We start from the raw sequence: 13,747 nt of genomic DNA on the forward strand, positions 1-13,747 counted from the left end.
TCTTCGCAGACCCGGCATGAAGTCCTCGCTGTTTTCTCCCGCGCGAGTTGGCGCGATTGAAGTTGCCAACCGCCTCGTCATGGCACCGCTCACGCGCAACCGGGCGCCCCAGGCGATTCCTACGCCGATGATGGCGGAGTATTACGCCCAGCGCGCCGATCCGGCCACCGGCGCCGGGCTGATCGTCAGCGAGGGTACGGCCATCACGGCCCAGGCCCAGGGGTATGCCGATGTGCCCGGCCTGTATGGCACGGAGCAGCTCGACGGCTGGAAGAAAGTCACGCAGGCCGTCCATGCCGTGGGCGGCAAGATCGTGTGCCAGCTGTGGCACGTGGGCCGTGTTTCCCATACCGCGCTCCAGCCGCACAATGAGCTGCCGGTGGCACCATCGGCCATACGCGCCAACACCAAGACCTACTTGATCGACTGCGAGGGCAAAGGCGGCTTCGCGCTCACCAGCGAGCCGCGTGCGCTGCACCGCCACGAGATCCCCGTCATCGTCCACGAATTCGCTGCCGCCGCGCGCAATGCCGTCAAATCCGCCGGCTTCGACGGCGTAGAGATCCACGGCGCCAACGGCTATCTGCTCGATCAGTTTCTCAAGACCGGCGCCAACCAGCGCAAGGATGACTACGGCGGCAGCATCGAAGCCCGGGCCCGCCTGATGCTGGAGGTGACCCGCGCCGTGGCCGATGCCGTCGGCCACGACCGGGTCGGCCTGCGCATCTCCCCCGTCACGCCGGCCAACGATATCCATGATGACGATCCCCAACCGCTGTTCGACTACCTGATGCGCCAGCTGGCCCCCTGGGACTGGCCTATGTACACGTGATCGAAGGTGCGACAGGCGGCCCGCGCGAGGTGGAAGGCCGCCCGTTCGACTACGCCGCGCTGAAGGCCGCCTACCGCCAAGCCGGGGGCCATGGCGCCTGGATGGTCAACAACGGTTATGACCCGGTCACGGCCGAGGCGGCCATCACCAGCGGTGAAGCCGATCTGGTGGCGTTCGGCAAGGCCTTCATCAGCATGCCCGATCTGGCAGAACGCCTGCGCCGCGGAGGTCCGTACGCCGGCGTCGACAAGGCCACCATGTACGGAGGCGGGGCACACGGCTATACCGACTATCCGTCGCTAGCCGTTTGATGCGGAGCAGCGCTCCGCCAGTGGCCCAAGACGGCCTGCCCAGTCCGCAGCGCCTGCGCGCGGTGCTGGTGATGATGCTGGGACTCATCGTGTCGGTGCTCGACGGCACCATCATGAACCTGGCCCTGCCCGCCATCGCGCGCGATCTGAATGCCAGCGCCGCCCACTCCATCTGGGTGGTCAATGCCTACCAGATCGCCACGCTCGCCCTGCTGCTGCCGCTGGCCAATCTGGGCGACCTGCTGGGTTACCGGCGCGTGTACCTGGCCGGCATGGCCTTGTTCTCCGCGGCTTCCCTGGCAGCCATGCTGGCGCCGAGCCTGGGCGTGCTGATTGCCGCTCGGGCACTGCAAGGCGTGGGCGCGGCCGGCATCATGAGCGTCAATTCGGCCCTGGTGCGGTCCATCTATCCGGCTTCCCAACTGGGGCGGGGGGTGGCGCTCAATTCCATGGTGGTGGCAACCGCCTCGGTCGCGGGGCCTTCGCTGTCGGCGGCCATTCTTTCGGTAGCCACATGGCCCTGGTTGCTGGCCTTGAATGTGCCGCTGGGCATTCTGGTACTTGTGCTCGGCCGGCGCACGCTGCCGGCCAACCCTACCGCTGCCGCGGAGGGCGCCCGCATCGCGCCGATGGATGTGCTGCTGAACATGCTGATGTTCTCGCTGGTGTTCGTGGGGGTCGACCGCCTGGGGGTTGTCAGCGGTGGCGGCGGACCAGTACCGCGTGATGCCCTTGCGATGCTGGCCGCCGGCGTGGCGGTGGGCGTGCTCTACATTTTGCGGCAGCGCAACCGCGTGGCCCCGCTTTTCCCGGTGGATCTGCTGCGCATACCAGTGTTCGCGCTCTCGATGGGCAGCTCGGTCAGCGCCTTCTGTGCTCAGATGCTGACCTATGTCGCCTTGCCCTTCCTGCTGCTCGAAAGCTATGGCTTCACACCCTTGAAAGCCGGTTTGCTGATCTCGGCCTGGCCGCTGTCGATCGTGGTGGTCGCGCCGCTGGCGGGCCGGCTGATCGGCCGCATTCCCGCCGGTTTGCTGGGCGGTATCGGCATGGCCCTCATGGCCATCGGGCTGGTACTTCTGGCGGTGCTGCCACATGCGCCCTCCGAAGCCAACATCGCTTGGCGCATGGCGCTGTGCGGTTTCGGGTTCGGCCTGTTCCAATCGCCCAACAACCACACCATTGTCACCACGGCCCCACGTGAGCGCAGCGGCGCCGCCAGCGGCATGCTGGGCAGCGCGCGGTTGACCGGCCAGACCCTGGGCGCCGTGCTGGTGGCTTCCATGTTCAGCATCTGGCCGCCGCACGACAGCACGCAGGGCCCCGTCATCGCCATTTTGATGGGGGCGGTTTGCGCGGTGGTGGCTGGCATTTGCAGTGTGTTGCGCGTGAAGCGGATGAATTGAGTGAGGCATGCCGCCGCCCGCACGCCGCGCCCTGCCCGCCATTGATCCTGGCCGCTGCACCGGTTGCGGCTGGTGCGTGGCGGTGTGCGGGCCTCATGTGCTGTCGCTGCATGCCGTGAATGGCAGCAAGACTTCCACTCTCGACGATACGGCGGGCTGTACCGGGTGCGCGCTCTGTGCGGTTCGGTGCCCGTTCGATGCCATTCGCATGGTGCGCGCCAAGGCGGCGCCAAACCACTTACCGGCGGAGGACTGAGTGCGAATACGCGGTGTCAAGCTCCGCCACCTGCGGTTGGTAGAAACGCTGAGCAACGCTCAGAGCCTATCACAGGCTGCACAGCGGCTGCATGTTTCAGCGGCTGCGGTATCCAAGGCGGCAGCGGAATTGGAGGAGGTCTTTCAGGGGCCTGTGTTTGAGCGCGGCCGTGGCTGGCTGCGGCTCACGCCGCTGGGTGAAACGATCCTGGCCAGCGCCCGCGCTGTCAACATCGAACTCGACAACCTTTCCGATGCGGTGGACGGCCTGCATGGGGGCTATCGCGGCGAGTTGGTGATTGGCACCAAGGCCGTTTCCCTCCACCCCTTCTTGGCAGCCACGATTGCCGCATTCGCGCAGCTGCATCCGCTGGTACGAATCCGTCTCGTGGACGGCAGCGCTGAACACCTGCAGGATCAGTTGAAGAAAGGGCACATCCAGCTACTCTTCGCGCGCCTGAGCACCGATATCGTCCAATCCGGATTGCGCACGGCCGCGGTATTGAGCGACGAGGTGGTGCTGGTGGCCAGCCAGTGCCATCCTCTGGTGGGCCAACGCAGGATCAATTGGCGCGAGCTGGTCACGCAGCGCTGGTGCCTACCGGCACCTGGCACGTTGATGCGCGATCATCTGGAACAGATTCTTCATGCCCGGCGCCTGGGTTTACCGCGTGAGTATGTCGAAACCAGCGATATGACCATGGTGGGGCCGCTGTTCACGCTGGGACACTATGTGACGATCGTGCCCCGCAGAGTGGCTGGGCAATACCTCATGCCACCGGTCGGCACCATTCTTCCCATGACCCTGCCGCCGGTACACGATGCCGTAGGGATCATCTGGAACGATATCTTGCCGCTGCGGCCTGCTGCCCGGCATTTCTGCCGCCTGGCCCTGGAGCGCGCGAAGGCAGCACAGAAGGGGTGAGCGTCACTCGAAGCTGATCTTCTTTTCCCGGATCAGCTTGCCCCATTTGGCAAAGTCGTCGCGCACCCGCTTTTGCTGAATCTCCACACCCCCCAGGATCGGCTCATATCCCTGGCGGCGCAGCGCCTGCTGCACCGTGGTATCACTCAACGCGCCTTGCAAGGCGCCATGGAACCTGCTGACGATAGCAGGCGGCAAGCGAGCAGGCCCGACCATCGAGAACCACACCATGGCGTCATAGCCCGGATACCCCTGCTCGGCCACGGTGGGCACGTTCGGCAATGAAGCCGAGCGCTTGGGCGAAGTAACGGCCAAGGCACGCATGCGGCCGTTCTCGATGAACGGCAATGCTGTTCCGGTAGAAGCGAACAGCATGGGAATCTGACCACCCACCAGATCCGTCGCTGCCGGCGCGCCGCCCCGGTAAGGCACGTGTACAAGTTCAGTGCCGGTCATCACCTGGAACAACTCGCCAGCCAGGTGGGCTGAACCGCCCATTCCGGAAGTGCCGAATGTCAGCGTTCCCGGCTTGGCCCGAGCCATCTTCACCAAGTCGGTCAGGTTTTCCACCGGCAGCGATGGATGTACTGCTATGACCGAACAGCCTTCGCACACCATGCCGAGCGAGCTGAAGGCCGTCAGAGGGTCGTAGCCGACCGCTTTTCCGTTGGGAAGGATGGTCATGGGGCCGCTGTCCGTGACATGCAGCGTATACCCGTCCGGAGTTGCCTTAGCTGCCAGGGCGGCAGCCACCGTGGCGCCAGCGCCTGGCTTGTATTCGAACACGATGGGCTGGCCCAGCGCTGCTTGCAGCCTGGCCTCCACCGGGCGGGCCACGCCGTCTGTGGCACCTCCCGTGTTATAGCCCACCAACATGCGGATGGGACGCTCGGGCCAGGCGGCTGCCTGAGCCGCTCGTGCCATTCCCGGCACACTAGTTCCCAGCAGCGGGACGCAGGTCGATGCGCGCAGCAAACTGCGACGAGATAGGGTGAACATGAAAAGTCTCCTTGGTCTGTTGAATCAGTGATGCGCAGCTTGCGCGGGTACTGTCGAGCGCTGGGGCGAAAGAAGTGCATCGATGCCTTGCTCCAGTGCCACCCGTGCCTGCCGAAGCCGCTCCAGCGACTCCTCCAGCCACTGCTCGTCGCCGGCAAGTACCGCCTCATGCATCGCGAGCGCCTCTCCCACACGCGCGGCTGCTGGGCCGCCTGGCATGTCGTGCCGCTCCACGGATGCCGACGGGTCCATGGCCGAAGCCAGCACTTCCGGCGGCAGCCCGATGTTCTGCCCGGAGTGCGTCCGCGCTGCCCGATCCACGAATGCTGAGTCGATCTGCTCAGGCGAAAGTCCAGCATCCAGGGCAAGCCGCACCGTGATGCCCGTAATCTGGTGCGCCGCGCGCCACGGGAGGCCTGCGTGTTTGACGATCGCAGCTGCAAGATCTGTCGCTGTCGCCCAGAACGCACCCGCCCGCTCTCGCATCCGCTCCTCGTGCACGCTCAGGCTTTGCAGCACTGCGGTCATCAGCGGAAGCGCGGAAGCCATCTCGTCATAGCCACGCCACGCATCTGACATGGAGCGAACCCACTCGAACACCGGAACAGTCGAGGGATTCTTGTGCACCATCGCCGTACTGACCAAATGACCGGTACAGATCGCCACCGTGCCCTTCAGGCACTCCAGCGCATTGGGATTTTTCTTCTGCGGCATGATGCTGCTCGTTCCGCAAAACCCGTCGGCGCATTCGACAAGACCGAACTCCGGCGAAGACCAGAGCATCAGGTCCTCTGCCAGACGATTGAAGTTTCCAGCCAGCAGCACCGTGAGAGTGTGAGCCTCGATTTCAAGGTCACGCCCCCATACAGCGTCGCGCGTGTTGAGTGCCAGCCCATCGAAGCCCAGCAACCTGGCCGTACGCTCACGGTTCAAAGCGAACTCGGAACCATTCAAGATAGCGGCACCAGCAGGGCTCAAATTAAGGCGCGCATGGTACTGCCTCACGCGCTGCGCGTCGCGCTCGAACGCACTTGCCCATGCTAACAGGTAGTGCCCGAAGGTATCCGGCTGAGCGTGCTGCAGATGGGTGCTGCCAGGCATGACGGTGTGCAAATGCTGCCCCGCCAGTTCGTGCACGACTCGGCGCAGTTCATTCAATTGCCCAGCGATGCGCAGCAACTTGTCGCGCAAGGTATAGCGGAACGACACCGCCAGCAGATCCCCTGAACTGCGGCCCAGGTGCATCTTGCCGGCAATCTCCCGGCCCAGGGCACCGGTCAGTAGCGCTTCGCCGGAATGCATATGCTCCTCAGTGGCCGCGCGCGCAGCCACTGCACCGCCATCCTGCCCTTCGATGTCGCGCAGCACACGCAACATCGCCCCGGCGTCTTCGCGTGGCAGCAACCCGGCCTCAGCCAGCATGACGATATGAGCTTTGTCGAAAGCATGAAATGCCTGCAGCTGAGGGCGCATCCGCGCATACTGACCCAGCACGGACTCGTCTGGGCCCGGTAGGCACACTTCCGCCAATTCAGGACGCACGGCTTCGCTCAAGCGTACGTTGGCGGCACGGTAAACAGACATCGAACTTCCTTTGGATTGGATGAAAACGAAGGGAAGTCTAGAAAGGCCTCGATCAAATCAAAAGCGAAATAAATTCGATCTGGATTAACCAAAGGTTAATTTTCTGTTGCGCCACTCCTCTCGCGCACGTGAAGTGCGGCGCGGCCGGTCACCATGAAAGCCGCTCATGGCCACCACAACGCGGAGGATCAGCGCTTGGTATGCAATGGTGGAGATTCAGGCTCGCCCGCGGTGGCAGCAACCCTGGCCACGCGCCCCGATCTGATGGCCCATGGCCATGTTGACCATGTAGCCGGTACGTACGATGTCGCAGGCCTTCCAATCGTTGGCCGACAGCGCCGAGGTAAGTGCGCCGTCGATCACCTTTCGTTCCAGCGCCGGAACCACTTCGGCCGAGGTGATCGAGATGGTGCTACCAGCCAAACGCTGCATCATGTCGACTTGCTCGGGATTTCAGGCGTGCACCTTCAGACCTTTGAGACTGCCGATCCCATTCACCTCGCGGTTGAGCCAGACGTTCTGCGGCAGCACCGGCTAGGAAGCTGCCTTCTTCAAAAGCGGCTTTCCGGTCAACCAGCGAGCGCCCGCGCATGGTGCGCGATGTGCTCACCCATGAAGCTGGCGATGAAGTAATAGCTGTGGTCGTAGCCCGGGCGCAGGTTCAGCGTGAGAGGATGACCCGCTTTCTCGCAGGCGGCACGCAGAAGCTCGGGCTTGAGTTGGCCGCTCAGAAATTCATCGGCCTCGCCCTGATCGACCAGCAAAGGCAGGCGTTCGCGGGCGGCCTCGATGAGCTGGACGGCGTCGTGCGCCTTCCATGCCGCCTCATCTTCACCCAGATAGGCCGTGAACGCCTTGCGGCCCCACGGCACGCTGGCGGGCGCCACGATGGGTGAAAAGGCCGACACACTTCGGTAGCGGCCAGGATGGCGCAGCGCCAGCGTGAGCGCACCATGCCCGCCCATACTGTGGCCGAAGATCCCGCGCGCCTCGCCGGCGGGAAAATGCTGCTCGATCAGCTTGGGCAACTCACCTGTGATGTAGTCCTCCATGCGGAAGTGGCTCGCCCATGGCGCCTGTGTGGCATTGAGGTAAAAGCCCGCGCCCTGGCCCAGGTCATAGGCCTCATCATTGGGCACGCCCTCGCCGCGCGGGCTGGTATCCGGCGCTACCAGGATCAAGCCATGCGCTGCCGCATACTGCTGCGCGCCCGCCTTGGTGATGAAGTTCTGCTCGGTGCAGGTGAGCCCCGAAAGCCAATACAGAGCAGGGCACTTGCGCCCTTCCAGAGCGGCGGGAGGCAGATACACACCGACCTTCATTTCGGTGCCGGTGCTCGTGCTGGCGTGTTTCCACACTTCCTGGCTGCCGCCGAAGCTGGCGTGCTGTTCTATTCTCTGCATGAGTTTTCCTATTTCCATGAGGTAAAGAGCTGAATGTGCGATGCGCTCGGCGCGGGCACGCTCAACTTCAATGTCAGTGACCCAATGCGCGGCGCGCCTTGGAGGCCGCATCGGTCACGGCCTGCTCCAGCTTGCGAAGCGCCTGCTGCCCTTCTGCGCGGCTGACCGGCAGGGCAATGCCCATGGCGTAGCGCACGGGCTTCTCGCCTTCGATGATGGGGGCAGCGATGGCGCCGGCATCCCGTGTGTGTTCTTCCTGCGTGGAGGCCACGCCAGATGAACGGATGCCCTGGAGTATTTGCCTGAGCGCTCGCTCGCTGGTCACCGTGCGGTTCGTCACGCGCTGAAGCACCAGGCTGCCGAAGTAACGCGTGAGGAATTGCTCGTCCTGGCTGGCCAGCAAGGCCCGGCCAAAGGCGGTGCAATACAACGGCCTGCGCGCTCCGATCGAGGGAGAGAACCGCACGGCATGGATGCCTTCGCTGCGTGCGACATACACCGCTTCCATTTCTCTCTCATCAAGCATGGCCAGCATGGCGGTTTCGCCGGTGGCCTCCACCAATTCCTCGAGCAGGGGCCTGACCACCACCGGCACCGAAGCGCCTGCCGAAATGATCAACCCCATCCGGAGCGCCGCCGGGCCCAGCAGATAGCGCGCATCCTGCTGGGACAGGTACTGCGCTGCCAGCAGCACGCGCAGGTGGCTCAGCACGCTCGTTTTCGGGATCTCGAGCTGCTCGCTCAGTTGCGTGAGAGAGAGGCCGCGCGGCGATTCCGCCAACAGCTCCACGATCTGCATCACGCGCAGCGGCGAGCGTGGACCCGAATAGTCCACCTGCTCCTGGGACGCTTCTTTCGCGCCGGCCTGCACAGCTTTCATTCCCCAAATTGTAGGCTGCATATCGGAACCGGATTGACGACGCAAAGTTCAATTATTAGAATTTAATTTAAATATCGGAACTTTGAGGGAAAAATGGATAGCAAGATCTGTGAGATGTTCGGCATCGACGTGCCCATCCTGGCGTTCTCGCATTGCCGCGACGTCGTAGTGGAAGTGTCGAAAGCGGGAGGGCTGGGCGTGCTGGGCATGGCGCGCATGAGTCCCGAGCGGGTGCGGGAGGAGTTGCGCTGGATCGACGAGCACATCGATGGCAAGCCCTACGGCATTGACGTTCTCATGCCGACGACCTACACCGAAGCCGGCGATCTCAAGTACGACCCCGAACGGTTGTTCCCGCGCGAACAACTGGAGTTCGTACGGCACATGCTGGACGAAGCAGGCGTGCCGCAGTTGCCGGAAGCGGAAGCCCGTGAAATCGAGAAAGAGCTGGTCAGCCAGTTCAATTTCACCCGCGACGAAAGCATGCGGATGCTCGAGATCGCCATGGAGCATCCGATCAAGCTGATCGTGAATGCCCTGGGCACGCCGCCGGCCGAGATCATTGAGCGTGCGCATACGCGAGGTATCAAGATAGCGGCCCTGGCCGGGTCCCCCAAGCATGCGCTCAAGCACAAACAGGCCGGCTGCGATTTCGTGATCGCTGTCGGAACCGAGGCCGGCGGCCACACCGGATCCGTGACATCCATGGTACTGTGGCCCCGGATCGCCGATGCCGTGGCCCCCCTTCCCGTGCTGGGGGGCGGAGGCGTCGGGCGCGGGCGACAGATGGCCGCGGCCCTGGCGCTCGGGTGCGAGGGTGTGTGGTGCGGCTCCATCTGGCTGAAGACGGTTCAAAGCGAGGTCGTGCCCGAAATCAAGGCCAAGATGTTCGAGGCCGGCTCGGAAGATGCCGTGCTTACCCTCAGCGTGACCGGCAAGCCATGCAGAACGCTGCGCAGCAGCTTCACCGACGCCTGGGACCAGCCCGGCGCGCCCTCGACATTGCCCGCGCCTTTGCAGGCGATTCTCTGGTGGGGCCAAGGGCGTACCCGCGTGGAGCGCGCACGCGTCAAGGAATTCCTGACCTACCCGGTAGGCCAGCTGGTGGGCGACATGACCGAAGAAACCTCCGTGCGGCAAGTCGTGCAGGACATGCTCAGCGAACTCGTGGAAACCAAGGAGCGGCTCGACCGCGTGCTGGGATGAGCACACCCATCCGAAGCCTTTTGTTCGCCCCGGCCAATCGGCCTGACCTGCTGGCCAAGCTACCCCGCTTCCCCGCCGACTGCTATGTGCTGGATCTGGAAGACGGGACCCCTCCCGAAGAGAAAACGCGCGCACGGGAGCTGCTCGCGCAGACCATTCCATCGCTGCGTTCGGCAGGGCTGCCAGGCATGCTGACGGTGAGAGTGAACAAGCCCGATTCGGAACACCATCACGCAGATATCGAAGCCGCGCTCGCCGCCGATGCGGACGGGCTGGTCCTTCCCAAACTCGAGCAGGCAGGGCAACTAATCTCTCTGGTCAACCGGTTGCGGCAGCCGGGCACGGCAGTGAACCGGCAGCGCTTCGTGATCGGCGGCATCGAATCGGTACGCGGAGTGATCCACGCCGTAGACGTGTGCAGCTGCGCGCCCGAGATGGTGGCGGTCTACTTCGGCGCCGAGGATTTCATCGCCGACATCGGCGGACGCCGCACCCGTGCCGGACGAGAGGCTTTTCATGCCCGGTCGCAGGTGATCATGGCCGCAAAGGCCGCGGGTATTCAAGCCATCGATCAGGCGGTGGTGGACATCCGCGATGAAGCGCTGTTCCGCGAAGATTCCGAGCAAGGCCGCGACCTGGGTTACGACGGGAAGATCTGTGTCGCCCCCCGGCAGGCGCAATGGGCCAACGCCTTGTTCTCGCCCACTGCCGAGGAAATCCAGGAGGCCGAGCACATGCTGGCGGTCTATGACGAAGCCCTGGCGCGTGGTGTGGGCACTATCGAGTTCAAAGGGCGGATGATCGACCCCCGCTTCTGCAGCGTGCCCGCCATGTCCTGGCCTTGGCCGCATCGGGCAGCGGGGTCCGTGCATGAGAACCATCCCGCTCGATTCGCTCGATCTCGCCGAATTCATCCGCCCCGGCGACGGCATCGTAGTCGGCCAGGGAACCTCGGAGCCCATCGCGCTGACCCAGGCACTGGTCGCCCAACGGGAACGCCTGGGAAGCGCCCGGCTGTTCTTCGGTTCGGGCTTCTCCGATGTCTTCACCCCCGAAGCTTCGGACCGGCTGCACTACTCCGGCATCGGCGGCATTGGGACCCATCGGCGCCTCACGCAGGCAGGTTGCTTCAACGTGCTGCCTTGCCACATCTCCAGCGTATCCCCCTTGCTGCAAAGCGGCGCCATACCTTGCGATGTACTGCTCGTCCAGGTGAGCCCGCCCAACGAACGCGGGGAATACAGCTGGTCTCTGGCCAACGACTATCTTCGCGCCGCCTTGGGCAAGGCCCGCGTGGTCATCGCGGAAGTCAATGCACAGGCGCCCTGGACGCCTTGCGACGCGCCCCTGACCGAAGCGGAGATTACGGTGCGCGTGAACACCAACCGGCCGCTGCTGCAGCTTCCGTCCGTCCCATTCGGCGATCTCGAACGGCGCATCGCCACTTTCGCCTCACAGCTCATTCCAGACCGGGCCACCTTGCAGGTGGGCATCGGCGCCATCCCGGAGGCCATCATGGCCCAGCTGAAGGACAGGCGGGATCTCGGTATCCATTCCGGCATGATCGGCGATTCCGTGGCGGATCTGATGGAGGCTGGCGTCGTCACGAACGCATGCAAGGAAATCGACCAGGGAATCTCTGTCAGCGGAACCTTGTTCGGCACGGACCGGTTGTACCGCTTCGCGCACCGCAACACCGCGATTCGCCTGGCACCGACGAGCTACACGCACGGCGGCGCCTCCCTCGGCCGCCTGCGCCGCCTGGTATCGCTCAACTCCGCCCTCGAGGTCGATCTTTCCGGGCAGGTCAACGCCGAAGCACTGGGAAGTGCCCATATCGGCGCGGTGGGCGGACAGGTCGATTTCGTCCGTGCGGCACGGGCCTCCGAGGGTGGCGCATCGATCATTGCCTTGCCGAGCACGGCGCGGGGCGGGCAGGAGTCGCGCATCGTTGCCCATCTGCATGGCCCCGTCACCACCGCGCGCAGCGATATCGATTGGGTGATCACTGAACATGGCGCCGTGAGCTTGGCAGGCCTCGGGCTGCGCCAACGCGCGCAGGCGCTGGCGGGTATCGCCGACCCGTTGCACCGCGAGACGCTCTTGCGTACGGCGGCCGAGCTGTACGGAAGCGCTTCGTGAGGCCGGTTGTCAAAGCACCAAGGAAACCACATCGTGCAAGAAGAAGTGATCTTTGAAGTGATCGACGGACAGATCGCCGTCATCACGCTCAACCGCCCCGAACAGCTCAATGCACTCAACGAGCCCATGCGCGAAGGATTGCGCCAGGCATGGCAGCGCTACGAGGAAGATCCTTCCCTGCGAGCCGCCATTCTGACGGGCGCCGGCGAGAAGGCCTTCTGCGCGGGCATGGATCTCAAGGAGTTGGCCCGCCTGGGCCTCGGGGTGCTTCCAAAGGGGTTGATCCCCACATTGGGTGAGAACATCCATGTCAGCAAACCCGTGATCGCCGCAGTCAACGGCTCGGCCTTTGCCGGGGGCTGGCTGATGGCGCAGATGTGCGATCTGTGTGTGGCGGCGGATCACGCGCGCTTTGGCATTACCGAAGCCAAGGTGGGCCGGGGCATGCCCTGGGCCGCTCCCCTGGCGCACATGCTTCCCCAGCGCGTGGTGATGGAATTGCTGCTTACCGGTGACCCCCTGACGGCGCAGCGGGCGCATGCGCTGGGTTATGTCAACGCCGTGGTACCCGCAGCGCAGTTGCGCGATGAGGCGCTGAGCCTGGCCCGCCGCATCGCCGCCAATGCGCCCCTGACCGTCAAGGCCGCGCGCGAGCTGGTCTATCTCTCGGGCGAGATGGGCCGCTCCGCGGGCTTGCGCGCCGCTAACCATCTGTTCGAAAGCGTCTACCGCAGCGAGGACGCGCAGGAAGGGCCTCGGGCCTTCGCTGAAAAGCGGGCCCCGCGCTGGCAGGGCCGCTGATTCTTCAGACATAGGAGACAACAGAATGTTCAGAACATGGATCGCCGTGGCCCGCCTCGGCATATGCATACTGGCCGCGTGCATGGTAAGTACGGCACACGCGCAATCCATCTTCCCGAACAAGCCCTTGCGGCTGATCGTGCCCTTCCCTGCCGGCAGTGCCTCGGACAGCGCGGCCCGCATACTGGCCAAGGCCATGGGAGAAGAGTTGCAGCAGCCCGTCGTGGTCGAGAACAAACCCGGGGCAAGCGGCATCCTGGGCGTGGAAGCCGTCAAGAATGCCGCTGGTGATCCCTACACCCTGCTGGTCACTGCCAGCACCACCCATGCGGCCAATCTCAGCCTGTTCAAGAAGCTGCCCTACGATCCCGTCAAGGATTTCACGCCGTTGGCCAAGATGGGTGTCACGGCCTTCGTGCTGTCCGTGCGGCCCGGCTTTCCGGCCAAAACGACGCAGGAATTCCTGGCCCATGCGCGCAGCCAATCGGGCAAGCTGAGCTACGGCTTCGGTACGGCCGGCCAGCAGGCCTCTGGCGCCTTGCTGACCAAACTGGGCAACTTCCAGGCCACGCCCGTCCGGTACAAAGGAGGCCCGCCCACCATGACCGATCTCCTGGCTGGTGTGATTGACTTCGCCTTTGTAGACATCGGCAATGCCACCGTTCAGATGAAAGCCGGAAAACTCAAAGGCCTGGGCATCACCATGCCGCGCCGCACGGTGCTGGAGCCTGACCTTCCCACCCTGGCGGAAGGCGGCCTGGCAGGCTTCGAGATCGTGCCATGGGTAGGCTTGCTCGCGCCCGCCGGCCTGCCGCCTGAAGCCGCCAGAAAGCTGGAGGCAACGGCCGTGAAAGCCCTCCGCCACAAGGACATTCAGGCTCAGCTGATCCGTGTCGGGCTGGATCCCGAACCCACCGATGGGAAGGGGCTGGCCGACACCATCACGGCCGATATCAGGCTCTGGGCCCGTGTCCTGAAGGACGCAGGGGTCGAGCCCGAATAG

12 protein-coding genes and 2 pseudogenes are annotated in these 13,747 nt (G+C 64.3%); 9 read left to right on the plus strand and 5 right to left on the minus strand.

Annotated elements, in window-relative coordinates; all coding sequences use genetic code 11:
• The first annotated feature begins 16 nt into the window (after positions 1 to 16).
• The 4 genes and pseudogenes from WJU18_RS00205 to WJU18_RS00220 all read left to right on the plus strand — a co-directional run bounded on the left by WJU18_RS00205 (position 17) and on the right by WJU18_RS00220 (position 3,729).
• Positions 17 to 1,143: pseudogene (locus WJU18_RS00205) on the plus strand (alkene reductase).
• Positions 1,143 to 2,549, plus strand: coding sequence for an MFS transporter (locus WJU18_RS00210; protein ID WP_423458174.1), 1,407 nt, complete (start codon positions 1,143 to 1,145; stop codon positions 2,547 to 2,549). Before WJU18_RS00205 ends, WJU18_RS00210 begins: the two are co-directional and overlap by 1 nt.
• Before the next feature lie 7 nt (positions 2,550 to 2,556).
• Entirely contained in the window at positions 2,557 to 2,805 is a 249-nt protein-coding gene (locus WJU18_RS00215) for an ATP-binding protein (RefSeq protein ID WP_423458175.1), read from the plus strand.
• Positions 2,806 to 3,729: a LysR substrate-binding domain-containing protein gene (locus WJU18_RS00220; RefSeq protein WP_423458176.1), complete on the plus strand. Its 924-nt coding sequence runs from the start codon at positions 2,806 to 2,808 to the stop codon at positions 3,727 to 3,729.
• A 3-nt stretch (positions 3,730 to 3,732) separates the two neighbouring features.
• On the opposite strand, the gene WJU18_RS00225 is transcribed toward WJU18_RS00220, so the two are convergent.
• From WJU18_RS00225 to WJU18_RS00245, 5 genes are all read right to left on the minus strand, one after another.
• A complete protein-coding gene (locus tag WJU18_RS00225; protein WP_423458177.1) occupies positions 3,733 to 4,728 on the minus strand; it encodes a Bug family tripartite tricarboxylate transporter substrate binding protein in 996 nt (331 codons plus the stop codon).
• A 24-nt stretch (positions 4,729 to 4,752) separates the two neighbouring features.
• On the minus strand, positions 4,753 to 6,312 hold the full coding sequence (argH, locus tag WJU18_RS00230; RefSeq protein WP_423458178.1) for an argininosuccinate lyase: 1,560 nt from the start codon (positions 6,310 to 6,312) through the stop codon (positions 4,753 to 4,755).
• Positions 6,313 to 6,528: 216 nt separating this feature from the next.
• Positions 6,529 to 6,747 carry a hypothetical protein gene (locus WJU18_RS00235; RefSeq protein WP_423458179.1) on the minus strand — a complete coding sequence of 73 codons (219 nt, stop codon included), beginning with the start codon at positions 6,745 to 6,747 and terminating at the stop codon, positions 6,529 to 6,531.
• 134 nt (positions 6,748 to 6,881) lie between these two features.
• Positions 6,882 to 7,715: an S-formylglutathione hydrolase gene (gene fghA, locus WJU18_RS00240; protein ID WP_423458180.1), complete on the minus strand. Its 834-nt coding sequence runs from the start codon at positions 7,713 to 7,715 to the stop codon at positions 6,882 to 6,884.
• A 73-nt stretch (positions 7,716 to 7,788) separates the two neighbouring features.
• A complete protein-coding gene (locus WJU18_RS00245) occupies positions 7,789 to 8,595 on the minus strand; it encodes an IclR family transcriptional regulator (protein ID WP_423458181.1) in 807 nt (268 codons plus the stop codon).
• A 93-nt stretch (positions 8,596 to 8,688) separates the two neighbouring features.
• Here WJU18_RS00245 and WJU18_RS00250 point away from each other — a divergent pair, with 93 nt between their 5' ends.
• From WJU18_RS00250 to WJU18_RS00270, 5 genes and pseudogenes are all read left to right on the plus strand, one after another.
• Positions 8,689 to 9,801, plus strand: a complete 1,113-nt coding sequence (locus tag WJU18_RS00250) for a nitronate monooxygenase (RefSeq protein ID WP_423458182.1) — start codon at positions 8,689 to 8,691, stop codon at positions 9,799 to 9,801.
• Positions 9,798 to 10,409: pseudogene (locus tag WJU18_RS00255) on the plus strand (HpcH/HpaI aldolase/citrate lyase family protein); the annotation flags it as partial. The gene WJU18_RS00250 and the pseudogene WJU18_RS00255, both read left to right, overlap by 4 nt.
• A 262-nt stretch (positions 10,410 to 10,671) precedes the next feature.
• On the plus strand, positions 10,672 to 11,943 hold the full coding sequence (locus WJU18_RS00260) for an acetyl-CoA hydrolase/transferase family protein (protein ID WP_423458183.1): 1,272 nt from the start codon (positions 10,672 to 10,674) through the stop codon (positions 11,941 to 11,943).
• A gap of 33 nt (positions 11,944 to 11,976) precedes the next feature.
• Positions 11,977 to 12,744 carry an enoyl-CoA hydratase/isomerase family protein gene (locus WJU18_RS00265; protein WP_423458184.1) on the plus strand — a complete coding sequence of 256 codons (768 nt, stop codon included), beginning with the start codon at positions 11,977 to 11,979 and terminating at the stop codon, positions 12,742 to 12,744.
• Between the two features lie 25 nt (positions 12,745 to 12,769).
• Positions 12,770 to 13,747, plus strand: a complete 978-nt coding sequence (locus WJU18_RS00270; protein WP_423458185.1) for a Bug family tripartite tricarboxylate transporter substrate binding protein — start codon at positions 12,770 to 12,772, stop codon at positions 13,745 to 13,747.

The organism is Ottowia sp. VDI28 (assembly GCF_049532675.1).
Taxonomy (GTDB): Bacteria; Pseudomonadota; Gammaproteobacteria; order Burkholderiales; family Burkholderiaceae_C; genus Ottowia.

Bases quoted from the DNA above. Each gene is read 5' to 3' on its own strand.
- WJU18_RS00270 (WP_423458185.1), top strand. From the start codon at position 12,770: ATGTTCAGAACATGGATCGCCGTGGCCCGCCTCGGCATATGCATACTG.
- WJU18_RS00225 (WP_423458177.1), bottom strand. From the start codon at position 4,728: ATGTTCACCCTATCTCGTCGCAGTTTGCTGCGCGCATCGACCTGCGTC.
- WJU18_RS00245 (WP_423458181.1), bottom strand. From the start codon at position 8,595: ATGAAAGCTGTGCAGGCCGGCGCGAAAGAAGCGTCCCAGGAGCAGGTG.
- WJU18_RS00260 (WP_423458183.1), top strand. From the start codon at position 10,672: ATGAGAACCATCCCGCTCGATTCGCTCGATCTCGCCGAATTCATCCGC.
- fghA (WP_423458180.1), bottom strand. From the start codon at position 7,715: ATGCAGAGAATAGAACAGCACGCCAGCTTCGGCGGCAGCCAGGAAGTG.
- WJU18_RS00215 (WP_423458175.1), top strand. From the start codon at position 2,557: ATGCCGCCGCCCGCACGCCGCGCCCTGCCCGCCATTGATCCTGGCCGC.
- WJU18_RS00250 (WP_423458182.1), top strand. From the start codon at position 8,689: ATGGATAGCAAGATCTGTGAGATGTTCGGCATCGACGTGCCCATCCTG.
- WJU18_RS00210 (WP_423458174.1), top strand. From the start codon at position 1,143: ATGCGGAGCAGCGCTCCGCCAGTGGCCCAAGACGGCCTGCCCAGTCCG.
- argH (WP_423458178.1), bottom strand. From the start codon at position 6,312: ATGTCTGTTTACCGTGCCGCCAACGTACGCTTGAGCGAAGCCGTGCGT.
- WJU18_RS00235 (WP_423458179.1), bottom strand. From the start codon at position 6,747: ATGATGCAGCGTTTGGCTGGTAGCACCATCTCGATCACCTCGGCCGAA.